This is a genomic window from Streptomyces sp. NBC_01304 (genome assembly GCF_035975855.1).
Classification (GTDB): domain Bacteria; phylum Actinomycetota; class Actinomycetes; order Streptomycetales; family Streptomycetaceae; genus Streptomyces.
This window is the reverse complement of record NZ_CP109055.1, coordinates 3,617,629-3,640,209: the sequence shown is the minus strand read 5'-3', so window position 1 is coordinate 3,640,209 and position 22,581 is coordinate 3,617,629. Positions and strand designations below refer to the sequence as shown.

Genomic DNA, 22,581 nt, shown 5'->3' with positions numbered 1-22,581 from the left:
TTCGGCGGGCACCCTAGTGTGCTGGCATGAGCCTTCTCGACCATGAACGCTACTGTGCCGAAATCGTCCACCAGACAGAGCAGTTGATCGCCCTGCTGCCCGGTGCCGATCTCGCGGCCACCGTGCCGAGCTGCCCGGACTGGAATCTGCGGAGGCTCGTCCTGCATGTGGGCGGGGCGCATCGCTGGGCCGAGTTCCTGGTGCGGACCCGGGCCGTGGAACACACCGAGCGGCCGAAGCTGGATCAGTACACCGGGCCCGACGACGACGCCCACGCGCTCGGCGCCTATCTGCTCGCCGGGGCCGAGCGGCTCGTGGCGGCGCTGCGCGAGGCCGGGCCCGAGACCAAGGTGTGGGCCTGGGTGGGGATGAGCAATGCCCGGTTCTGGGCGCGGCGGATGACGCTGGAGACGCTGATCCACCGGGCCGACGTGGCCCTCACCGTGGGAGCGGAGTTCGAGGTGGCGCCCGAGGTGGCGGCCGACGCCATCGACGAGCTCCTGGAGATCCTGCCGCACGTCCCGCGTGCCGAACTGGCCACCACCGCAGCCGAGTTGAACGGCCGCAGTCTCCACCTCCACGCCACCGACTCCCCTGTCGAGGTGAACGCGGAGTGGCTCATCGCGTTCGGCGACGAGGGCTTCACCTGGCGGCGCGGGCACGAGAAGGCGACCGTCGCGCTGCGCGGGCCGCTCGCCGAGGTGGTCCGGGTCTTCTTCCGCCGGCTCCCGGCGGACAGCGAGCGGGTCGAGGTCCTCGGCGACCGTGCGCTGCTCGACACCTGGCTGGCGCGCTCCACCTTCGGCTGAGCCGGGCCGGGCCGACCGGGGTTGCAACGGCAACTGCCGCATGCGGCCCCCTCGTACGGCCGGTGGCGAAGGGGCGTACGGCCGGAGGTGAGGGGACGTACGGCCGGAATCTACGCGTCCGGCACCCAGCTCCCGTGGAACCCCAGCGGCATCCGGGTGGCGCCAAGTGCTCCCTAGGGGCAGGAGTTTGGGGCGTGGCCCGTCAGTTCGTGGTCGGTCGCGCGTGCGCGGTCAGGCGTGCCAGCGCTTCGGGCGCCTCCTCCACCGTGTCCACCAGCGCGATCCGCGTCTCCATCGCGCGGCCCTTCGCCAGGGCCTGGAGCAGCGGCCAGGCGGGGAGCTTCGTCGTCCAGTGCTCGCGGTCGACCAGGACCATCGGGGTCGGCTCGCCGCGGGACCCGTAGTAGTTGGGGGTGGCGTTGTCGAAGATCTCCTGGACCGTGCCGGCCGCGCCGGGGAGGTAGATCACGCCCGCGTTCGAGCGGGAGAGCAGGCCGTCCTCGCGGGTGGCGTTGGCGAAGTACTTGGCGATGTGGGCGGCGAAGGCGTTCGGCGGCTCATGGCCGTAGAACCAGGTGGGGATGCCCACCGAGGTGCCGCCCATCGGCCAGCGCTCGCGGACCGTGAAGGCGGCCTGGGCCCAGTCGGTGATCGACGGGGTGAACGAGGGGGATTTGGCGAGGAGTTCGAGGGATTCGTCGAGCATCTCGTCGGCGTACGTCGACGCGTACGCGCCCAGGTTGGCGGCCTCCATCGCGCCCGGGCCACCGCCCGTGGCCACGGTCAGGCCCTCGCGGGCCAGGGTGCGGCCGAGGCGGGCCGCGCCCGCGTAGGCGTCGGTGCCGCGGGCCATGGCGTGGCCGCCCATCACGCCCACCACGCGGGTGCCGACCAGGAGTTCGTCCAGGGCGTCCGAGACCGCGTCGTCGTGGATGGCGCGGAGCATCGAGGCGAAGATGTCGCCGTCGGATTTGGTGGCGTTGAACCAGTCGTACGTACGGGCGTCGGGGGTTGCCTCGTAGCCGTCCGGCAGGCCTTCGAAGAGCTCGTCCGGGGTGTAGAGCAGGCCTCGGTACGGGTCGAAGGGGAGGCCCGGGACGGGTGGGAAGACCAGGGCTCCGCTCGCCCTGACCTTCGCGGCCACGTCGGGTTCCATGGGGCAGCCGAGGAAGACCGCGCCGGCCGTGTCCGCGGAGAGCAGGGCGAAGGTGCGGTCGGTCAGGTCGATCGCTTGGATGCGGTGGTGGGCGAGCGAGCCCTTCGCCACGACTGTGTCGAACTCTGCGAGGGTCTCGATTTCCAGGTCGGCCATTTGGCAATGCTAGCGGGGGCCTGGCCGGGTGGGGCTGGGTGCTTCGTTGAGGTCGCGGGGCGCTGCCCCGGGCCCCGCTCCTCGCCGGAGAGGCTGATTTTTGCCCCTCCCCGCCCCTTCCCGTAAGGCTGCCGCCGGCTTGAAAAGATTGTCCTCAAACGCCGGACGGGCTGATTTAGAGGGCCCTGCTACCCATGAACGGCACCGTCAGCCACGGGCTGTCCGGGGACGTCAGCAGGGCTCGGTGGGCGGTGAGGACCGTGGTGTACCAGTCGCCGAACTCCTCGTCGTCGAAGTGCAGGCAGCGGCCGAGTACGTAGCCCGCCGAGAACTCCTCCCAGGAGCCGTACACCTCGCGTGCGCCCTGGCCGGCGCGTTCCAGGGCCGCGTGGGACTCCTTCTCCGCTGCGTAGCGGGCGCCCCTGCCCCAGCGGGCCATCTTCGAGGCGCGGCCCAGGTCCCAGGCGGCGACGGTGCGCACCACCTCGTCGGGGGCCAGCAACTCGTCGGCGCGGAAGCGGGCTTCGTAGCGGAGTATCTGGCCCACGAGGCCACGTGCCATGGCCATGAAGTCGGCGAACTCGGGGTCCTCGCCGCGCACCCGCTCGCGCAGCGTCGTCTCCACGCAGTCGCGCCAGGCGCCCGCGTCCACGGCCGAAGGGCGGATGCCGTGCTCGCGTGCCAGGGCGGATCGCGCGCCGAGCACGAAGTCCCAGTACCAGGGGCTGACTTCGCGCTTCAGGAGCCGCTCCTGGATGTCCAGCCACTCCTCGCGGCTGTCCACGCCCCACCACTCGCTGAGCCGCTCGACCTCGTTCTGGTAGCCCTTGTGGCCCTGCCAATTGAGCAGATTCCAGGGGTCGCCGTTGGTGAAGCAGAGGTGGCCGCCGCAGGCCAGTCCGTGCAGCAGCGGGCCCATCGGCGGGGCGCCGGTGCGCAGCGCGAGGACCCGGTCGTGGCTGTCGCCGTGCTCGTACAGGTCCTCGCTGAGGTCGCGCCAGACGTCGCGCTCCTCGTCGTCGACGGCGAAGAACTCCTGGCACGGGGTCATCGGGTTCACCACGAGGATGTCGGCGTCCTCGGGCACCATCCGGGCGAGCCCGTCGAGGGTGATGTGCTCGAAGACCAGGCCGGGAAAGGGGCGCGGCAGCACCCCGAACGTGTACACCGGCACGATGACCCGGCCCTCGGACTCCCGCTGCAGCATCGCCGGATACTGGTCGGACGGGGTGTCCCTGGCGTCCTGCAGCGGCACCGGATAGAAGACGCCCTCGTGCGCGAGGGTGCGCAGGTAGGCGTACGAGTTCTCGCTGCGCACCAGCTTGTACAGGTGCTGCTCGACATCGGTGGGCGCGAGCCAGCGGCTGCCGTCCGTCGGCGTCGGGATGTCGGGGAAGATCTCGTCGTGCTCCTCGTCGCCGAGGTCGTCGATGAATTCCACGGACTCCATGGCAGGCCCCTCCCCGTACCGGCTTCCCCGGCTTCCCCCATTGATCTTCCCCGCACGCTATCGGGAGCCGTCGCGCGGTCGTCCGTCAGGTCCCGGTGATGTCGCCCGAGCGCGAATGCACTGCTCGGGCGCAGCTCCGGCCTGCCGGAACGGATCAGCCCTGGACGGCGGCCGGGTCCATCCACATGACCTCCCAGTGGTGCCCGTCCGGGTCCTGGAAGGAGCGGCCGTACATCTGGCCGAAGTCGATGGGGTCCTTGGCCGGCGAGCCGCCCGCCGCGAGCGCCTTGTCGGCGAGCTCGTCGACCTTCGCGCGGCTCTCCGCGCTCAGACAGAGCAGCACCTCGGTGGACTTGGTGGAGTCCACGACCGGCTTCGTCGCGAAGTCCGCGAAGCGCGGCTCGGTCAGCAGCATCGCGAAGATCGTGTCGCTGATGACGAGGCAGGCGGTCGTGTCGTCGCTGAACTGCGGGTTGAAGGAGTAGCCGAGCTCGCTGAAGAACTTCTTGGAGACCTCGAGGTCCTGGACGGCCAGGTTCACGAAGATCATCTGCTGGTACGCCATGGCGGCTGCTCCCTGAGTCGATGCTGTGGGTTACGAAGGGATGGACCCCCGCCCCTCACAGAACTCATCGTTCCCCGCGAAGAAATTTCCGGCGACTTTTCAGGACGCCGCTCACGGCTGCCCTCACGGCCGCAGGGGAATCGCCACCAGCTCGGCAACAGCCCAGGTCAGAGGCCCGAACACGAGCAGCAGTGCCACCGCCCGCAGCCCCGCCGCACCCCGCAGGAGCGACACCGGAGCCCCGAGCCGCAGCAGTGCCGCCGTGGTGTGGGCCCGCGCCTGCCGTGCCTCGATCGCCGCGGCGAGCAGCGCGAGCAGGGTGCAGCCCACGACGAGCCCGGCCCCGAGCTCGGTCAGCGGCCCTACCTCCGGGCGCCGCCCCGCGTACAGCGAGCCCGCCGCGAGCGCCCCGGACGCCACCGCGCAGACCACACCGAGCGGTCGCCCGATCCGCCGGGCCTCCTCCATGAGGGCCCGGCCGCCGAGCAGGCGGGCCGCGCCCGGGCGCAGGCACTGGAGCAGCCGCCCGCTCAGGAAGGCGAGGCCGGGTCCGGCCAGGGTGAGGCCGAGGGCACACGCCGCCCAGCCGCCGAGGACGCCGGCCGGGGTGGCGGCCACCCGGCCGGGCAGGGCGATGCCGCCGGTTCCCGCCCCGCGGGCCGCGTACGTCTCCAGGGCGAGACCGGCCGCCATCAGGGCCACGCCCCAGGGCAGCCCGTTCGGCGCGGGCGCGGGTGCCTCGGGGGCGGCCGGGTCCTGCTCGTCGCCGGGCCGCAGCTGCTTGGCGCGGGGGGTGAACGCGCTGGCCCCGGCGGCGACCAGCGGCACCACGGCGAGCAGCGTCAGGGCGGCGCCGAGCGGCAACGACTGTCCCGCGCCGAGGAGTTCACCGGCCGCGCCGTCGAAGGGCAGTCCGCTCAGGTCGCCGCGCAGATGCAGGAAGAACAGCAGCGCCACCATCGACCCGAGCAGACAGGACACCCCGGTCGACACCGCGGCGATGACGCGCATCCGCCCCGGGCCAAGCCCCACCGCCGAGAGCCCCGCCCGCGGCCGCGTCGCCGGGTCGGTGCGTGCCACGGCGACGGCGAGCTGCACCGTCGCGGCGAGCGGCGGCAGGCACCAGGCCAGGCGGAGCGCCGACGAGGAGGACGCGGCGGGATGCGCGACCGCGTACCCCAAGGTGCACAGCAGGAGGAAGCCGGTCCCCGCGGAGGCAGCCGCGACCGACAGCCGGCGGAGCAGAACGAGCGGATGGGCGCCGCGGGCTAGACGGAGAGCGAGCACGCCACCCCTTCGTTCTCGACGGCTCCGGGGAGGCGGACGGTGTTGACGCGACGGCCGTCGAGCAGCGCGACCGTGCGGTCGGCGAGGGAGGCGACCTCGGCGTCGTGGGTGGCGAGGACGACGGTGATGCCGTGCGAGCGGGCGGCGGTGGTGAGCGTACGCAGCACATGGGCGCGGTCCGCGCGGTGCAGCGGCGCGGTCGGCTCGTCGGCGAAGAGCACGGTGGGCGCGGTGACCAGGGCGCGGGCGATGGCGACGCGCTGCCGCTCGGCCTGTACGAGGGCGTGCGGGCGCTTCTTGGCGCAGGTGCCGACGTCGAGCCGCTCCAGCCATTCGAGCGCGGCCGTACGGGAGTTGCGGTTGGAGAAGCCGCGCAGCATCAGCGGCAGGGCGGCGTTCTCCCAGGCGGTGAGCTCGGGCACCAGCTGCGGCTCGGGGTCGATCCAGCCGAACTTGTCGCGGCGCAGCCGCTCCCGGACGAGCGGGCCCATGGTGTGCACGGGCGTGGAGTTGAACCAGACCTCGCCCTGTTGCGGCAGGCGCTGGCCGGACAGGCACTGCAGCAGCGTCGTCTTGCCGCAGCCGCGCGGGCCGTGCACGGCGAGGATCTCGCCTTCCCGTACGCCGATGGAGACGCCGGTGAGTGCGGGCGAGCCGTCGTGGGAGCAGTGCAGGGCGCGTGCCCAGAGCACGTCGTTGTCCGGCGGGGCCACCATGGTGAAACACCTCGGTTCGGTTGCGTGGGGCACGAAGGGCCCGTGAAGTCCCGTCCCCCGTACGGGGGAACGAGACGGAGGGCCGATCGGTCACTGCGAACCGTAGGGACATACGCGCACAAGGCCGGACAGCACACGGCCCGGGCAACCCCGTTCTCACTCGAACGAGGCACCCGGGCCGTGTGGTTGATGTGTGCTTACAGCTTGGTCCACGCCTCCGTCAGGGTCGCGCGCAGGATCTGCTCGATCTCGTCGAACGTCGACTGGTCGGCGATCAGCGGCGGCGCCAGCTGCACCACCGGGTCGCCCCGGTCGTCGGCGCGGCAGTAAAGGCCGTTGTCGTAGAGGGCCTTGGAGAGGAAGCCGTAGAGCACGCGCTCGGTCTCCTCGTCGTTGAAGCTCTCCTTGGTGACCTTGTCCTTCACCAGCTCGATGCCGTAGAAGAAGCCGTTGCCGCGGACGTCGCCGACGATCGGCAGGTCGTGCAGCTTCTCCAGCGTCGCCTTGAACGCGCCCTCGTTGTCCAGCACATGCTGGTTGAGGTTCTCGCGCTCGAAGATGTCGAGGTTGGCGAGGCCCACCGCGGCGGACACGGGGTGGCCGCCGAAGGTGTAGCCGTGCAGGAAGGTGTTGTCGCCCTTGTAGAACGGCTCGGCGAGCTTGTCGGAGATGATGCAGGCGCCGATCGGGGAGTAGCCCGAGGTCATGCCCTTGGCGCAGGTGATCATGTCGGGTACGTAGTCGAACTTGTCGCAGGCGAACATCGTGCCGAGCCGGCCGAAGGCGCAGATGACCTCGTCCGAGACGAGCAGCACGTCGTACTTGTCGCAGATCTCGCGGACCCGCTGGAAGTAGCCGGGCGGCGGCGGGAAGCAGCCGCCGGCGTTCTGCACCGGCTCCAGGAAGACGGCCGCGACGGTCTCGGGGCCCTCGAAGAGGATCTCCTGCTCGATCTGGTCGGCGGCCCAGCGGCCGAAGGCCACCGGGTCGTCGCCGTGGATCGGGGCACGGTAGATGTTGGTGTTCGGCACCTTGTGCGCACCGGGCACCAGCGGCTCGAACGGAGCCTTCAGAGCCGGGAGTCCGGTGATGGACAGGGCGCCCTGCGGGGTGCCGTGGTAGGCGACCGCACGCGAGATGACCTTGTACTTCGTGTGGTTGCCGGTGAGCTTGTGGTACTGCTTCGCCAGCTTCCACGCGGTCTCGACGGCCTCGCCGCCGCCGGTGGTGAAGAAGACCTTGTTGAGGTCGCCCGGCGCGTGGTTCGCGAGCCGCTCGGCCAGCTCGACGGCCTTGGGGTGCGCGTACGACCAGACCGGGAAGAAGGCCAGTTCCTGGGCCTGCTTGTACGCGGTCTCGGCGAGCTCGTGGCGACCGTGGCCGGCGTTGACCACGAACAGGCCCGCGAGGCCGTCGAGGTAGCGCTTGCCCTTGTCGTCGTAGATGTAGGTGCCCTCACCGCGCACGATGGTGGGCACAGGTGCGTTCTCGTACGACGACATGCGGGTGAAGTGCATCCACAGGTGGTCATAGGCGGTTTTCGAGAGGTCCTTGCTCACGGCTATCGGGTTCCCCACATGTAGGTCTGCTTCTTGAGCTTGAGGTAGACGAAGCTCTCGGTGGAGCGCACGCCCGGCAGGTTCCGTACGCGCTTGTTGATCACTTCGAGCAGGTGGTCGTCGTCCTCGCAGACAACCTCGGCGAGGATGTCGTACGAGCCCGCGGTGAGGACCACGTACTCGACCTCCTGCATGGCGCTCAGCGCATCCGCGATCGGATCCAGATCGCCCTCGACGTTGATGCCGAGCATCGCCTGGCGCCGGTAGCCCACGGTGAGCGGGTCGGTGACGGCGACGATCTGCATCACGCCCTGGTCGAGCAGCTTCTGGACGCGCTGGCGCACGGCCGCCTCGGAGAGGCCGACGGCCTTGCCGATCGCGGCGTACGGCCTGCGGCCGTCTTCCTGGAGCTGCTCGATGATCGCGAGGGAGACGGCGTCCACCGAGGGTGAGCCGTTTCCGGTTCGGGGGGTGTCTGATCTGGGGGAGTCTGCGCTTCGACTGGCCACGGCTTCACTGTGCACGAGGTCTCGTCCGTTCCGCAAGAGCAGACCGATGAAATTCGTTGTTTGCGTGCCTCTGAGTCACGGAATCCGCAGGAGTTGCCGTCTGGGTATGTCGAAAGCGTTGGTGCTCGGACTAGTGTGGGTGTCTCATCCATTGGACAGCTGATCAGGAGGCCGGGCAGTGACCACCGAGCTGCGTCGTTTGCGCAATTACATCGACGGAGAATTCCGGGACGCCGCCGACGGACGGACCACCCAGGTGGTCAACCCCGCGACCGGAGAGGCGTACGCCACCGCGCCGCTGTCCGGCGCCGCGGACGTCGACGCCGCGATGGCGGCCGCCGCCGCTGCCTTCCCGGCCTGGCGCGACCTCGTCCCCGCCGAGCGCCAGAAGGCCCTCCTCAAGATCGCGGACGCCTTCGAGGAGCGGGCCGAGGAGCTGATCGCCGCCGAGGTCGAGAACACCGGCAAGCCGATCGGGCTCACCCGCTCCGAGGAAATCCCGCCCATGGTCGACCAGATCCGCTTCTTCGCGGGCGCGGCCCGGATGCTCGAAGGCCGCGCGGCCGGCGAGTACATGGAGGGGCTGACCTCGATCATCCGCCGCGAGCCGATCGGCGTCTGCGCCCAGGTCGCGCCGTGGAACTACCCGATGATGATGGCCGTGTGGAAGTTCGCCCCGGCGCTCGCCGCGGGCAACACCGTCGTCCTCAAGCCCTCGGACACCACCCCCGCCTCCACGATCCTGATGGCGGAGATCATCGGCTCGATCGTGCCCAAGGGCGTCTTCAACGTCGTCACCGGCGACCGCGACACCGGCCGCGCGATGGTCGAGCACCCGACCCCGGCCATGGCCTCCATCACCGGCTCCGTGCGCGCCGGTATGCAGGTCGCCGAGTCCGCGTCCAAGGACCTCAAGCGGGTCCACCTGGAGCTCGGCGGCAAGGCGCCCGTCGTGGTCTTCGAGGACACCGACATCGCCAAGGCCGTCGAGGACATCTCGGTGGCGGGCTTCTTCAACGCGGGCCAGGACTGTACGGCCGCCACGCGCGTCCTCGTGCACGAGTCGATCCACGACGACTTCGTGACGGCGCTCGCCAAGGCGGCGGCGGACACCAAGACCGGCATGCCGGACGACGAGGACGTGCTGTACGGGCCGCTCAACAACCCGAACCAGCTCGCCCAGGTCGAGGGCTTCATCGACCGCCTGCCCGCGCACGCGCGCGTGGAGGCCGGCGGTCAGCGGGTCGGCGAGACGGGCTACTTCTACGCCCCGACCGTCGTCTCCGGCCTCCAGCAGGACGACGAGATCATCCAGAACGAGGTCTTCGGCCCGGTCATCACCGTCCAGTCCTTCACGGACGAGGAGCAGGCCGTCGAGTACGCGAACGGCGTCCGCTTCGCCCTCGCCTCCTCGGTGTGGACCAAGGACCACGCGCGCGCGATGCGCATGTCCAAGGTCCTCGACTTCGGCTGCGTCTGGATCAACACGCACATCCCGCTGGTCGCGGAGATGCCGCACGGCGGCTTCAAGCAGTCCGGGTACGGCAAGGACCTGTCGGCGTACGGGTTCGAGGACTACACGCGGATCAAGCACGTGATGACGTCGCTGGGCTGAGCCTCCGCAAGGCCATGACGCGGCCCCGCACGGGAGTTGTCCCGTGCGGGGCCGCTCCGCGGAGGCGAGTAGGTCTTCTGCGGGCCGGTGGGGGCTGGTCGCGCAGTTCCCCGCGCCCCTTCGGGGCGCAACCCTCGCCGCCCACCGCTCAGACGCTTGCGCTTGTGCTCGCGTCGGGGCTGCCGTCGTCCTTGAACTCCTTGTGCAACCCGGGCTCACCGGGCTTTCCCGGCTTCCCGGGCGGCACCGGTGAGTCCGGCAGGTCGACGCCGGCGTCCTTGAAGATCGGCGCGCAGGTCCGATACGCCTTCTGGAACTTCTTCGACGTCGGGTCCAGACCACCCTTGCCGTTCAGGCTCAGTTCGAGCAGTACCGAGCCGTCGTCGTCGGACGACACCTCGAAGCCGGGGAACTTGTGCAGGCCCTCGTCGCGCATGCAGGCCGTGAAGTCCTCGTTCGCATCCTTGATCTTCGCTACGTCGCCGTCCTTGAGCCGGATCGCCATCATGAAGCCCCGCTCGTGGCCCTTGCCGGCCTTCAGTTCGCCGATGGCCTTGTCGTGCGCGGGCGGCGCGCCGGGCGGCGGCGTGGTCCCGCCTGCGGCCATGGCCTGCACGGAGAAGACCGTGCCGAGCGTGGCGGCCGTGAGCAGGGCGCCGGCGAGCGTCAGCCGACGGCGCCGGGCGCGCCTCGACCGGGGCGCGGGGGTTGCGGGTTCCGGGGTTGCGGGTTCCAATCCTGCGGGCGCTTCCATCAACTTCCTCCTGCGGTAGGTACGTTGCCGCCGTGGGGCGGTGTGGAACCAGAGAAGCGCGGCGCCGGTTACGGCACGGGAACAGACGCTCACAGCTCTGCCTTACGGCCCCCCGACCACGGCTCGGGCACGCTCGACCCATGCGTGTGCTGGTGGTCGAGGACCATGAGGAACTGGCCGAGACCGTGGCCGGGGGGCTGCGCCGCGAGGGGATGGCCGTCGACGTCGTCCTCGACGGGGCGACCGCGCTCGAACGAGCCGAGATCAATGCCTACGACGTGGTCGTCCTCGACCGCGACCTGCCCGGCCTGCACGGAGACCGGGTGTGCCGGGCCCTGGTGGCGGCCGGCAGCAGGGCGCGCGTCCTCATGCTCACGGCGTCCGGCACGGTCGCGGACCGGGTGGCAGGCCTGCGGATCGGCGCCGACGACTATCTCCCGAAGCCCTTCGCCTTCACCGAACTGGTCGCCCGCATCCGGGCGTTGGGCCGCCGGGCCCAACCCGCCCTGCCCCCGGTCCTGGTCCGCGGCGAACTGCGCCTCGACCCGGCGCGCCGCACCGCCTCACGGGCCGGCCGGCGCCTGACGCTCACCCCCAAGGAGTTCGCGGTCCTGGAACTGCTCCTCGCGGCCCAGGGCGCGGTCGTCTCGGCCGAGCAACTCCTGGAACGGGCCTGGGACGACGCGGCGGACCCGTTCAGCCAGACCGTCAAGGTCACGGTCAGCCGCCTGCGCCGCAAGCTCGGCGAACCACCGCTCATCGAGACGGTGGAGCGGGCCGGGTATCGCCTATGACCAGGGCCCGCCCGGGGCAGGCACCGCATGCCCAGACAAATCGAGGGCACCGCATGCCCGGACAAGAGGGGCGAATACCAGCCCGTCCGGCGCTTGAGGACCGGGGGCCCGGGGGCAGCGTCCCCGCGACCTCAGCGAAGGAAGATCAGCCGCAACACCGCACGCCCCGGTCACAGCGACGCGCAACCCGGCCGGGGAAAAGCATCAGGTGGCGCCTGACCCTGCTCTACGGCGGCCTCTTCGTCATCGCGGGCGCGCTCCTGCTCACCATCACGTACGTCCTGGTCTCCCGGGCCCAGTCCACCGGCCCTCGCACGGACTCCGTGCAGCTCCCCGACGAACTCGGCCTGCCTGGCGGTGAGATGGGCTTCAAGTCCGTCCTGGACGAGAAGGTTGCCGCCGTCCGCCAGGACCAGCTGAACGACCTGGTCGTCCAGTCGGGCATCGCGCTCGGCCTGATGGCGGCAGCCTCCCTCGGCCTGGGCTGGTTCATGGCCGGCCGCGTCCTCGCGCCCCTGCGCACCATGACCGCCGGCGCCCGCCGCATCTCGGCCGACAATCTGCACGAGCGGCTCGCCGTGCCGGGCCCCGCCGATGAACTCAAGGACCTTGCGGACACGTTCGACGACCTCCTTGCCCGCCTGGAGGACGCCTTCGCGGCGCAGCGGCAGTTCGTCGCGAACGCCTCGCACGAGCTGCGTACGCCGCTCACGCTCCAGCAGGCCGTCATCGACATCACGCTCGCCGACCAGGGCGCCGACGCCGTGGACCTGCGCGCGGCCCTCGGCCGGGTGCGGGCGGCCGGGCAGGAGCAGGAGCGGCTCATCGACGCGCTGCTCACCCTCGCGCGCAGCCAGCGCGGGCTCGAGCGACGGGAGTACGTCGACCTCGCGGTCCTGGTCCGGGCGCTGCTGCCCGCCGCCGGGCCGGGGGTGCCCCGGGTGGCGGCCGAGCTGCACAGGGCGCCGCTCCTCGGCGATCCGCAGTTGATCGAGCGGCTCGTGGTCAACCTCAGGGACAACGCCGTACGCCACAACTCCCCGGATCCGAGCGGCAGTTGGATCTCGCTGTGGACAGGCATGGAGGCCGGGCGCCCCACCCTGCGCATCGCCAACAGCGGCCCGATGATCCCGGCCGACCAGGTGGACGGCCTCTTCGCGCCCTTCCGCCGCCTCGGGCCCGACCGGGTCCGCACCCGCGACGGTCTGGGGCTCGGCCTGTCCATCGTCGCGGCCGTGGCGGCGGCGCACGGGGGAGCGGTCCGGGCGAGCCCGCGTGCACAGGGCGGGCTGAACGTCGAGGTCACGCTGCCTCCGGCCTGACGGGCGACGGCCGAGGGGCAAGCCTGCGACGACCGACGGGCAGGCCGTCGACGGCCGATCGACAGCCTGTCGGGTCACCGCCCGCGCGCGCTCGACGCAGCGTCCATTGCCCGGCCAAGATCCGCGCGCCATGCTGCGGAGGTGTCAGCGAACCGAAGGACCCCCCGCCTGTCCTCTGTGCCTCGCCCGTCCCGCCGGACCCTGCTGCGAAGCCTGGGCGGCGGCGCCGCGATGGCCGCCCTCGCGGGCTGCGGGGTGCCTGCGGCCTACATCGCCCCGGACGAGCGCGCGGCAGCCGATGTGTCGTCCCGGGAGAAGCGTCTCGCCTTCGCCAACTGGCCGCTCTACATCGACACGGACGACGAGAACGCGTCGCGTCGGCCCACTCTGGACGCCTTCGAGAAGCGCACCGGCATATCGGTGTCGTACACCGAAGAGATCAACGACAACGACGAGTTCTTCGGGAAGATCAGCCCGGCCCTGATGAACCACCAGGCCACCGGCCGGGACCTGATCGTCATCAGCGACTGGATGTGCGCCCGCTTCGTCCGCCTCGGCTGGGTCCAGGAAATGGACCGCTCCCGCCAGCCGAACGTGCAGAAACACCTGGACCCGCTCCTGCGCACCCCGCGCTTCGACAAGGGCCGGCGCTTCTCCGTGCCCTGGCAGTCGGGCATCACCGGCATCGCGTACAACCGCAAGAAGCTCGGCCGCGAGATCCGTTCGGTCTCCGACCTGTGGGCGCCGGACCTGCGCGGCAAGGTCACGCTGCTTTCGGGCCTTGACGAGGCGTTCGCGCTGCTGATGCAGGGTGACGGCGTGGACATCACGCGGTGGCGTACGGATGACTTCCACCGGGTCTGCGACCGGGTGGAGAAGCTGGTGAATTCGCGGCACATCCGCCGGTTCACCGGCAACGACTACATCAAGGATCTGGAGAGCGGGGACGTCCTGGCCTGCCAGGCCTACTCCGGGGATGTGATCCAACTCCAGGCGGACAAACCGGAGATCGAGTTCGTGGTGCCGGAGGAGGGGGCCGAGTTGTGGTCGGAGTCCCTGATGGTTCCCAATCTGGCGCGGCACAAGCGGAATGCGGAGGCGTTGGTCGACCACTACTACGACCCTTCGGTCGCCGCCGAGTTGGCGGCGTGGGTCAACTATGTGTGTCCGGTGCCGGCGGCTAGGGATGTGCTGGCGTCGTCGAAGGACGAGGAGACGGCGGCGTTGGCCGAGGATCCGCTGATCTTTCCGGATGATGCGATGCGGTCGCGATTGGCCATCGCGCGGGACATCACGTCGGGGGAACGGGTGGAGTTGGCCAAGCGGTGGAATGGGATTGCCGGGCTTTAGATCTTCGCCTCCCCTCCCCGCGCCTTCCCGAAAGGCCGCCGCCGGCTTCAAAGACTGTCCTCAAACGCCGGACGGGCTGACAAAGTCAGCCCGTCCGGCGTTTGAGGACTTTCGGGAAGGGGCGGGGAGGGGAAGATCAACGACTGAACGCAGCCCGCACCACCCGCTCCGCCACCGGATTCATCGCCTCCCCCTTCGCGTCGGTCGAGTTGACCGAATACACCAGGGTCCGGGACAGGTCCCGAGTCCCCGCGATCACCGTGTTGTACCCGGGCCGCCCCCCGGTCTTGGCCCACACGACCTCGTCCTCGCTCAGCTCGATCCGGGACAGCCCCGCACTCATCGTCGCCCCATCGATGTCCGGCACCGTGAACATCTCCTCCAGCTGCGCCGACGGCACCACCTCGCCCCCGAACAGCGCGAACAGGAACTTCTCCAGGTCGGCCGTGGTCGAGATCATGTCTCCCGCGGCCCACCGGTCCGACATGTTCCACTCGGTCACATCGACGAGCTTCCCGCCCATCACCTGGTATCCGCGGTTGTGCGGCCCGTGAATGCGGGGGTCGGGCCCGCCCGGGAAGGACGTGTGCCGCATCCCGACCGGGTCGAAGACGCGGACCTGCGCCTGGTGTTCGTACGAGTCGCCCGTGATCTTCTCGATGAGCATGCCGAGCACGGTGTAGTCGATGTTGGCGTACCGCTGCTTCTTGCCGGGACCCTCGCCCTCACCCCGGTAGGGCCCCTTGGCCACGGAGGACGCCACGACCTCCTCGGGAGTGAGCGTCTCGAAGCGGTGCGGGTACTCCTCCTCGACGCTGCCGCCGAAGGACTTCCCGGACTGCAGCCCGCTGGTGAAGGTGAGCAACTGCCGTACGGTGATGGGCTGGAAGTCGGCCGACAGCAGATCCGGCAGATACTCCTGCACCGTGTCGTCCAGGCTGAGCTTCCCCTCCGCGACGAGCTGCAGCACGACCGCCGAGGTGACCACCTTGGTGGTGGACCCGGCCCGGAATCTGGCGTTCTCCTGGGCCTTCCGGTTCGTCACGATGTCGTGGACGCCCGCGCTGCCGTGCCAGCTCCCCTTGCCGCCGACGCGTACGAGCGCGGCCGTGGCATCGCTGTTCGGCAGGCCCGCAATCGCCTTGCGCAGGGCCGCGGCGTCGGGGCCGTACTCCTGGGTGGCGGCGGTCGCGGAATGCGTCGAGGGCGCGGCGAAGGCGGTCGTGGCGACGGGGCCGGCGGCGATGCCGAGGACGAGAGCGGCGGCGAGCAGAGTGCGGGTCCTGGCGTTCATGGGGTACGTGCCTCCGGGTGTGGGATGCGGTGCGGAACGGCTCCCATCCTGGCCCGGGGGACGCCCCCAGTGGATCAGGGAACGACCCTGGTGGAGCCCGGAGTCAACTGCCGCCATCCAGCGGCCTGTTGTCGGGGCTGCCCCCTAGGGGGCCTGCTCCGCCCGTTGCCGCTCGGCCCGGTCCTGTGCCGCCATGACCTCGTCCCCGTACGCGAATCCCCACGCTCCGAACGACTCGATCGGCCCCAGCAACGTACGTCCGAGAGCGGTCAGTTCGTACTCGACGCGGGGCGGCGCCTCCGCATACGCCCGCCGGGTCACCAGTCCGTTGAACTCCAGCCTGCGCAGCGTCTCGGTGAGCACCTTCGGGCTGATCCCGCCGATGTGCTCCCGCAGCTCGCCCGGACGCCGGGGGCCGTGGCGCAGGGCCCAAAGAGCCACGGCGTTCCAGGTGTTGGCGAGCAGGTCGAAGGCCAGACGTGCGCGGCAGTCGGCGAGGAAGCGGTCGGGTGCGGGGTCGGTCGTCACGTACCAAATGGTGCCCGAACCGCTTCCTAGTGTCCGTGTGTACGCACTTCGGAAGGGAAGCACCATGAAGATCGGCATCATCGGCACGGGCGGCATGGCCTCGGCCTTCGCCGCCCAATGGCTCGCAGCAGGCCACGAAGTACGCATCGGTGGCCGCGACTTGGCGGCGGCCAAGACCCTCGTCGCCGGGCTCGATGCGGACCACGGCGGCACAGCGGCCCACGGCGGCATCCCGGACGCCGTCGAGTTCGGCGAGGCGGTCCTCCTGGCCGTCCCGCACGACGCGGCGCCCGCGATACTCGCCGCGCTGCCCGAACCGGCCCTGCGCGGACGCACGTTGATCGACCCGACCAACCCCGTGGTCGAGGGCTTCACGCTCGCCACCGCCGGCGGCCCCTCCGCGGCGCAGCGCATCGCGGCCGCCGCCCCGACGGCCCATGTGGTCAAGGCGTTCAACCTCTGCCACGAGGGCGTCTGGCGCCTGACCCCGCCGGTCTTCGACGGCCGCCCGCTCGGAGTCCCGCTCGCCGGAGACGACGAGGCCGCCCTCATCCGCGTACGAGAACTGGTGCGGGACCTCGGCTGCGAGCCGTACGCGGCGGGCGGGTTGGAGCGGGCGGGTCTGCTGGAGGCCACAGCGGCGGTGCTGATCGGGCTGTGGGTGGGGGAGGGGGTCGATGCGCAGGCGATCGCGCCGCCGCTGACGCATGCGGCGGGTTGACCTGCCCCGCAGGTCAGGCGCCGAGGTCGATGAGGGTGCCCACGTCCCGTTCCCGGGCGAGGTCGATCAGGAGGCGGGCCGTGGCCAGGTCCTGGAGGCCCACGCCCACGGAGTCGAACAGGGTGATCTCGGCGTCGGAGGTCCGGCCGGGCGCGAGTCCGGCCAGGACCTGGCCGAGCTCGCAGCGGAAGTCGTCCTCGCCGAGGGCGCCCTCGGCGAGCGGGATCAGTACCTCGCCGGACTTCGCCCGCGCCGTGTCGAAGGCGTCCACGACGATCCGGGAGCGTACGACCCCTGCGGTGTCGATCTCCCGGTGGTCGGGGCGGGGCGGGGCGCCGACCGCGTTGATGTGCTGGCCGTCGAGGAACCAGGCGCCACGTACGAGGGGTTCGCGGGACGGGGTGAGTGTGCACAGGACGTCGGCCGCCTCCGTGACGGCCCGGGGGGAGTCCAACACCTTTGCCTCCAGGCCGAGTTCGGAGGTCAGCGTGGTGGCGAGTTCCTGGCTCCTGGACGGCGTACGTCCCCATAGCACGATCCGCTCGTAGGCGCGGGCCGGCAGCAGCGCGTGGGCATGGGCGTGGGCCAGCGGGCCGGTGCCGATGAGGCCGAGGGTGCGGGCGTCCGCGCGGGCCAGGGCGCGGGTGGCGACCGCGGTGGCCGCGGCGGTCCGCACCCGGGTGAGCGCGCCGCCGTCGAGCAGCGCCTCGGGGGCGCCGGTCTCCGTCGAGGTCACCAGGACGGACGAGCGCTGCACGGGCAGGCCCCGCTCCCGGTTGCCGGGCAGGTCGGCCAGGAGTTTCACCGCGGCCAGGCCGGCCGGGGCCGAGGCCGAGGCCATCGCCAGGAAGGTCCCGTCCGAGCCGGGCAGGGCCATCGCCGGCGGGGCGGGCAGGACGGCACGGCCGAGCGCCAGGTCCCGGTGGGCCCGCTGCACCGCGGACTCGACTTCCCCGGTGGCGTCGGCGAGCAGCCCGAGGACGTCGGAGCGGGTCAGGATCAGGGTCTGGGGCATGGGGTTCCTCCGGGAGCGTGCAGGCCGGCGGTCAATTCGTGCGGGCCATCGGTCGATTGTCGGGTCTGGGTGATCATGTGCCGCGTACGAACGGCACGGTGAGCCCCGACGGGGCCCGGCTGCGGCCGACCAGACCGCTGACGGCGAGCAGCGCGAACACGTACGGCAGCGTGGTGAGCAGTGGCGCCGAGACGTGCAGACCGAGGGCGGGGGCCGCGAACTGCAGGGACTGTGCGACGCCGAAGAAGAGGCAGGCCGCGACGGTCGGCCAGGCGCGCCACCGCCCTGCGATCACCGCGACCACCGCGAGATAGCCGATGCCGCCGGTGATGTTGTCGCTGAACGCGTGCACCTCGGACAGCGCGAGCTGGGCGCCCGCGAGCCCGGAGACGGCACCGGTGACGAGGACGACGGCGTAGCGCACCGCCTGGACGGGCCTTCCGCAGCGGTCCGCGGTGGTGGCGTCCTCGCCGACCGCGTCGATGACCAGGCCCCACTGCGTACGCCTGCTCAGTCCAAAGGCGAGCGCGGCCGCGATCGCGAAGGCGGCATAGCCGAGTGCGGTCTGCTCGAAGAGGGCCGGGCCGAGGACCGGGATGCGGTGCAGGCCGGGGACGGGCAGCGGGTCGAAGCCGGGCACGGAGTCGGCCTTGCCGTCGCCGAAGAGCAGCCGCGCGCCGTACGTCGTTGCGCCCAGGGCCAGCGCGTTGGCGGTGATGCCCGTGACGATCTGGTCGGCCCGCAGGGTGACGGAGAGCAGGGCCTGCAGCGCGGCGAACAGGAGCCCGGCAGCCAGCGCGGTGAGCGCGCCGACGGCCGCGCTGCCGGAGGCGAGGGCTCCGCCGGCGCCCGCGAAGGCGCCGGTCAGCATCATGCCTTCGACGGAGAGGTTGAGAACTCCCGCGCGTTCGCTGAGCAGTTCACCGCTGGAGGCGAGCAGGAGAGGGACGGCCAGGCGGACGCCGCCCGAGGCCAGTTCGTCGACGACGGCGCTCATGAGGTGCTCCGGGTGGGGTCGCTGCCGGTGTGGCTGTCGGTGTGGCTGCCGGTGTGGTTGCCGCCCGGGTGCTTGTTGCCTGCGTGGTTGCTCCAGAGCATGGCGGCCGCGATGAACAGCACCAGCAGGCTCTGCACGATCTGTACGGAGGACGCCGGGACCTCCGCCGCCAGCTGGAGGTTGATGCCGCCGCTGGTGAGGAAGCCGAAGAGCAGCGAGGTCGCGGCGACGGCGGTCAGCGAGCCACGCGCGAGCAGGCCGACGACCAGTCCGGAGAAGCCGTAGCCAGAAGAGAAGTGCTCGGCGAGGACGTACGGCGCCGTCGCGACCAGCGCCGCGCCCGCCACCCCGGCGAGGCCGCCCGCGAAGGTGAGGCCGCCCGTCTCCAGGCGGGCGACGGGCAGACCGAGCCGGGCCGAGGCGGCGGGGGAGTGCCCGACCGACTTCAGGCGCAGGCCCACGGGAGTGTGCCGCAGCACGACGCCGGTGACCACGACCGCCACCGCCGCGATCACGACGACGGCCGTCGCGGGCGACTCGACCCCGCCGATGAGCGGCAGTTGGGCGCCGACCGGGAGGGGCGCGGACTGGGGGAGTGTTTCCGACGACGTCACCGGCTGGCGCAGCAGGGCCGCCTCGTGCACGGCCACCGAGACGAGCCCGGTGCCGATGAAGTTGAGGAGCAGCGTCGTGATCACCTCGCTGGTGCCGCGCGCCGTCTTCAGCCAGGCGGCGATCCCGGCCCACAGCGCACCGGCGAGGAAGCCCGCGGCGAGCGTGACCGGGACGCCGATCACCGTGGGGATGCCTGCGGGCAGGGCGAGCCCGGTGGCCGCGGCCGCGATGCCGCCCGCGCAGAGCTGCCCCTCGCCGCCCACGTTCACCAGTCCCGCGCGGTGCGCGACGGTGAAGCCGGTGGCGATGAGGGCGAGGACCGCGGCGGAGTTGAGGGAACTGCCGAGCGCGTACGGCGACCCGAACATCCCCTCTTCCAGAGCGGCCCAGGCGGCGACGGGGTCGGCTCCGGCGGCGATGACGAGCGCCATGCCGATGGCCGCGGCGAGCAGCCCGGCGAGGACGGCTATGGGGAGGGGGTGACGTAGGGGTGGGGCGGGCATGGGGAGTCCTTGATGGGAGGAGTCGGGGAAGGGGGGCGTGCCCCGAAGGGGCGCGGGGAACTGCGCGACCAGCCACGACGGCGCCGCAGTGGACAGACGGCCTCTCGCGGCACTTCCTGCGGAGCGCTTACGCCGACACGGCCGAGGTCCGCGAGTCAGGCTCCGGCAAGTCGGCCCCCGCCGCTTCCGCGCCTAGCATCAGGCGCCCGATCCGCTCCCGCGCGCCGCAGGCACCCGCCTCGACGGAGCCGAGCAACCTCCCCCGATAAGCCACCGCGATGCGATCGCACAGACCCAGCAACTCGTCCAACTCGGCAGAGACCACCAGCGCTCCCGACCCGGCGGCAGCCGCCTCACGAACGCGCCCGTGGACCGCGTCCACCGCGCCGACGTCGAGGCCCCGGGTGGGCTGCGCGGCGGCGAGGCAGACCAAGGGATCCAGGGCCAACTCCCTTGCCAGTACGGCCTTCTGCTGGTTGCCGCCGGACAGCGAGGCCATGGGTGCGCCCGGCCCGTCCGCCCGAATCCGATGCTCGGCGATCACGAGCTCGGCGGCCCTCCGCATCGCCCGCCGGTCCAGGAACACCCCGTACCGGCGAAACCGGTCGAGCCGCCCGAGGAAGAGGTTCTCCGCGACCGACAACTGCGGTACGCAGCCCTCGTGATGCCGGTCCTCGGGGACCACCCCGAGCCCGGCGCGGGTCCGTGCCGCGGGCGTGGCGTGCGTGAGATCCGTACCGCCCACTTCCACGCTCCCGCCGTCCGGGGCGAGGGATCCGCCGAGCACGGCCATGAGTTCGCTCTGCCCGTTGCCGTCGACCCCGGCGATGCCGACGATCTCGCCGCGCGCGACGTCGAGCGAGACCCGGTCGAGCGCGTACGTCCCGTCGGCGCGGCGCACGGTGAGGTCGCGCAGGCGCAGCGCGAGGCCGCTGTCGGGGTGGCCTGCGTCCGTCTCGGCAGGCGAGCTGCAACTGCCGCCAGTTCCCTTGGAGTTGACGGGAGTCAGGCCGATCGACCCCGCGAGCGAAGCATCCAGGGAAGCCGCGGGCCGGCCGATCATCAACGGGACCAGGCGCTCGGGCGGCAGCTCGGACAACGGCCCCGCACCCGCCACCCGCCCGCCCCGCAGCACGGTCGCCGCGTCCCCCGCGCGGGCCACCTCGCCCAGCTTGTGCGTCACGAGGACCACCGCGTGCCCGGCCTCCGCGATGCGCCGACAGGTGGCAAGGAGCGCATCGGTCCCGGCCGGGTCGAGCACTCCGGTGGGCTCGTCGAGCAGCAGCAGCCGAGGTGCGTGCAGCAGCGCCTTCACGATCTCGACCCGCTGCCGCACCCCGACCGGCAGGTCCCCGATCCGGGCGTCCAGGTCCAGTTCGAGGCCGTACTCGGCACGTACCCGCGCGATCCGCCGTGGCAGGTCCCGCAGCCGCAGCAGCCGCAGATTCTCGCCGACGGTCAGCGTCGGCACGAGGCTGAAGTGCTGGTGCACCATGGCGATTCCGGCGGCCAGCGCGTCGGCGGGACGCCGTGGTGCGTACGGCTGCCCGTACAGCCGCAGCGTCCCGGTGTCCGCGGTGAGCGAGCCGCCGATCACATGGCAGAGCGTGGACTTGCCCGCCCCGTTCTCGCCGAGGACGCAGTGCACACTGCCGGGTTCGACGACGAGGTCCACCCCGTCCAGCGCGCTGACCGCGCCGAAGGACTTGGCGAGCCCGGTGACTTCGAGGGCGGGGGCCCGCCCATGAGTGTCGGCGGCCGTGGTCATCGGGTCTTGATCTCCCCGGCCGCGATCTTCGACTTGAGCTCGTCGAGGGTCTTCTGCGCGGAGGCGTCGGGCTTCTCGCAGAGCACGATGTCGTTGTGCGGCTCCTCGAAGGTCAGCCCGAAGCGGACCGACTCCGCCTTCCACTTCCCGGCGGCCAGCCGGTCCACCGCGTACTCGATCTCCGCGCCGATGTCCGTCTCGACGTACCCGGCGTACGCCGCCTCGGTCCCGCACTTGTGGGCGATCGGACCTCCGATCAATGCGCCCTTACGCTGCTGAGCGGCCTGCGCGACGCCCTTGTGGCCCAGATTGAGGATCTGCCCGAGGACGTCCGCCCCGGCCCCGAAGTCGGCGAGCGCCGACTGCTTGGCCCTGGCGGCGTCGTTGAAGTCGCCCACGTACTGCGGGCCCAGGACCTTCACCTTCGGGTCCGCGGCCTTCGCGCCCTTCTCGAACTCCTCGGCCGCGTTCACGATCGCGGGCAGTTCCGCACCCCCGACGAAGGCGACCGTCCCCTTCTCGGAGAGCAGCGCGGAGGCGGCACCGGCGAGGAAGGCCCCCTCGGCCTGCTGCGGGTCGTACAGGGCGAGGTTCGTGAGCGGCTTCGCGTCGGCCGGGCCGCCGATCTCCGCGAACTTCACCTGGGGGAAGCGCGCCGCGACCTTGCGTACGGCCGCGTCGGTCTGCCCGCCGAGCGAGACGACCAGGTCGGACTTGGTGGCGAAGCGGACCAGGGCCTGCTCGTAGTCGGCCGGCGCGACCTGCTCGACCTTGCTGAAGTCGACCTTGCCCCGATGGGTCTTGGCGGCCCGCTGATAGCCGAGGTACGCCGACTCCATGAAGCCGTCGTCGGAGAGCGAGCCGGGGAAGAGCACCCCGACCCTGAGCTTGCCGCCGCCGTCCTTGCCCTCGGCGGAGGACGTGCCGCCGCAGCCGGTGAGCAGCAGCAGCCCGCACACGGCGACGGCGGCGGAGGAGACCGCGGTGCGGGGAATCGGCGAGGCGCCGGAAGGGGAGTACGCCACTGAAGTGCCTCCAAGACGAAGGGCTCGCAAGCCAGTTGGGCGAGGGGCCCGAAGCCGGATGGACGGGGGCCCG

Annotated in this window: 21 protein-coding genes; 6 read left to right on the top strand and 15 right to left on the bottom strand. The window is 71.4% G+C overall.

Annotated elements, in window-relative coordinates; translation table 11 throughout:
- Positions 1 to 26 precede the first annotated feature (26 nt).
- The gene (locus OG430_RS15740; protein WP_327353128.1) at positions 27 to 809 is read left to right on the top strand and encodes a maleylpyruvate isomerase family mycothiol-dependent enzyme; all 783 of its coding nucleotides are present in this window, start codon (positions 27 to 29) and stop codon (positions 807 to 809) included.
- Positions 810 to 1,011: 202 nt separating this feature from the next.
- Here OG430_RS15740 and OG430_RS15735 read toward each other — a convergent pair whose 3' ends face one another.
- The 7 genes from OG430_RS15735 to OG430_RS15705 form a co-directional block, all read right to left on the bottom strand.
- Positions 1,012 to 2,121 carry an LOG family protein gene (locus tag OG430_RS15735; RefSeq protein WP_327353127.1) on the bottom strand — a complete coding sequence of 370 codons (1,110 nt, stop codon included), beginning with the start codon at positions 2,119 to 2,121 and terminating at the stop codon, positions 1,012 to 1,014.
- Positions 2,122 to 2,296: 175 nt separating this feature from the next.
- Positions 2,297 to 3,571, bottom strand: a complete 1,275-nt coding sequence (locus OG430_RS15730) for a DUF1266 domain-containing protein (RefSeq protein WP_327353126.1) — start codon at positions 3,569 to 3,571, stop codon at positions 2,297 to 2,299.
- A 154-nt stretch (positions 3,572 to 3,725) separates the two neighbouring features.
- Positions 3,726 to 4,136 carry a VOC family protein gene (locus OG430_RS15725; protein ID WP_327353125.1) on the bottom strand — a complete coding sequence of 137 codons (411 nt, stop codon included), beginning with the start codon at positions 4,134 to 4,136 and terminating at the stop codon, positions 3,726 to 3,728.
- 123 nt (positions 4,137 to 4,259) lie between these two features.
- Entirely contained in the window at positions 4,260 to 5,423 is a 1,164-nt protein-coding gene (locus tag OG430_RS15720) for a hypothetical protein (protein WP_327353124.1), read from the bottom strand.
- Positions 5,405 to 6,139, bottom strand: a complete 735-nt coding sequence (locus OG430_RS15715; RefSeq protein ID WP_327353123.1) for an ABC transporter ATP-binding protein — start codon at positions 6,137 to 6,139, stop codon at positions 5,405 to 5,407. The genes OG430_RS15720 and OG430_RS15715 overlap by 19 nt, the downstream gene beginning before the upstream one ends.
- A gap of 197 nt (positions 6,140 to 6,336) precedes the next feature.
- Positions 6,337 to 7,716, bottom strand: a complete 1,380-nt coding sequence (locus tag OG430_RS15710; RefSeq protein WP_327353122.1) for an aspartate aminotransferase family protein — start codon at positions 7,714 to 7,716, stop codon at positions 6,337 to 6,339.
- Positions 7,701 to 8,222: an Lrp/AsnC family transcriptional regulator gene (locus tag OG430_RS15705; RefSeq protein ID WP_442816499.1), complete on the bottom strand. Its 522-nt coding sequence runs from the start codon at positions 8,220 to 8,222 to the stop codon at positions 7,701 to 7,703. The genes OG430_RS15710 and OG430_RS15705 overlap by 16 nt, the downstream gene beginning before the upstream one ends.
- 163 nt (positions 8,223 to 8,385) lie before the next feature.
- Between OG430_RS15705 and OG430_RS15700 the strand changes: the two genes are divergently transcribed.
- Positions 8,386 to 9,822: a gamma-aminobutyraldehyde dehydrogenase gene (locus OG430_RS15700; protein WP_327353120.1), complete on the top strand. Its 1,437-nt coding sequence runs from the start codon at positions 8,386 to 8,388 to the stop codon at positions 9,820 to 9,822.
- A gap of 148 nt (positions 9,823 to 9,970) precedes the next feature.
- Here OG430_RS15700 and OG430_RS15695 read toward each other — a convergent pair whose 3' ends face one another.
- Positions 9,971 to 10,576, bottom strand: a complete 606-nt coding sequence (locus OG430_RS15695; protein WP_327353119.1) for a hypothetical protein — start codon at positions 10,574 to 10,576, stop codon at positions 9,971 to 9,973.
- Positions 10,577 to 10,716: 140 nt separating this feature from the next.
- Here OG430_RS15695 and OG430_RS15690 point away from each other — a divergent pair, with 140 nt between their 5' ends.
- From OG430_RS15690 to OG430_RS15680, 3 genes are all read left to right on the top strand, one after another.
- On the top strand, positions 10,717 to 11,370 hold the full coding sequence (locus tag OG430_RS15690) for a response regulator transcription factor (protein WP_327353118.1): 654 nt from the start codon (positions 10,717 to 10,719) through the stop codon (positions 11,368 to 11,370).
- 53 nt (positions 11,371 to 11,423) lie between these two features.
- Entirely contained in the window at positions 11,424 to 12,692 is a 1,269-nt protein-coding gene (locus OG430_RS15685) for a sensor histidine kinase (RefSeq protein ID WP_327353117.1), read from the top strand.
- 231 nt (positions 12,693 to 12,923) lie between these two features.
- Positions 12,924 to 14,042 carry a polyamine ABC transporter substrate-binding protein gene (locus tag OG430_RS15680; RefSeq protein ID WP_327359111.1) on the top strand — a complete coding sequence of 373 codons (1,119 nt, stop codon included), beginning with the start codon at positions 12,924 to 12,926 and terminating at the stop codon, positions 14,040 to 14,042.
- 136 nt (positions 14,043 to 14,178) lie between these two features.
- On the opposite strand, the gene OG430_RS15675 is transcribed toward OG430_RS15680, so the two are convergent.
- A complete protein-coding gene (locus tag OG430_RS15675) occupies positions 14,179 to 15,336 on the bottom strand; it encodes a serine hydrolase domain-containing protein (protein WP_327353116.1) in 1,158 nt (385 codons plus the stop codon).
- 144 nt (positions 15,337 to 15,480) lie between these two features.
- On the bottom strand, positions 15,481 to 15,873 hold the full coding sequence (locus OG430_RS15670; protein ID WP_327359110.1) for a winged helix-turn-helix transcriptional regulator: 393 nt from the start codon (positions 15,871 to 15,873) through the stop codon (positions 15,481 to 15,483).
- 55 nt (positions 15,874 to 15,928) lie between these two features.
- Here OG430_RS15670 and OG430_RS15665 point away from each other — a divergent pair, with 55 nt between their 5' ends.
- On the top strand, positions 15,929 to 16,585 hold the full coding sequence (locus OG430_RS15665; protein ID WP_327353115.1) for an NADPH-dependent F420 reductase: 657 nt from the start codon (positions 15,929 to 15,931) through the stop codon (positions 16,583 to 16,585).
- Between the two features lie 13 nt (positions 16,586 to 16,598).
- On the opposite strand, the gene OG430_RS15660 is transcribed toward OG430_RS15665, so the two are convergent.
- The 5 genes from OG430_RS15660 to OG430_RS15640 all read right to left on the bottom strand — a co-directional run bounded on the left by OG430_RS15660 (position 16,599) and on the right by OG430_RS15640 (position 22,508).
- Complete coding sequence (locus tag OG430_RS15660; protein ID WP_327353114.1) at positions 16,599 to 17,600, bottom strand: ornithine cyclodeaminase family protein; 1,002 nt, start codon at positions 17,598 to 17,600, stop codon at positions 16,599 to 16,601.
- A gap of 73 nt (positions 17,601 to 17,673) precedes the next feature.
- Positions 17,674 to 18,597, bottom strand: a complete 924-nt coding sequence (locus OG430_RS15655; RefSeq protein WP_327353113.1) for an ABC transporter permease — start codon at positions 18,595 to 18,597, stop codon at positions 17,674 to 17,676.
- A complete protein-coding gene (locus OG430_RS15650) occupies positions 18,594 to 19,715 on the bottom strand; it encodes an ABC transporter permease (protein ID WP_327353112.1) in 1,122 nt (373 codons plus the stop codon). The genes OG430_RS15655 and OG430_RS15650 overlap by 4 nt, the downstream gene beginning before the upstream one ends.
- 127 nt (positions 19,716 to 19,842) lie before the next feature.
- Complete coding sequence (locus OG430_RS15645; protein ID WP_327353111.1) at positions 19,843 to 21,483, bottom strand: ABC transporter ATP-binding protein; 1,641 nt, start codon at positions 21,481 to 21,483, stop codon at positions 19,843 to 19,845.
- The gene (locus OG430_RS15640) at positions 21,480 to 22,508 is read right to left on the bottom strand and encodes a BMP family protein (RefSeq protein WP_327353110.1); all 1,029 of its coding nucleotides are present in this window, start codon (positions 22,506 to 22,508) and stop codon (positions 21,480 to 21,482) included. Before OG430_RS15640 ends, OG430_RS15645 begins: the two co-directional genes overlap by 4 nt.
- Between the last annotated feature and the right edge of the window lie 73 nt (positions 22,509 to 22,581).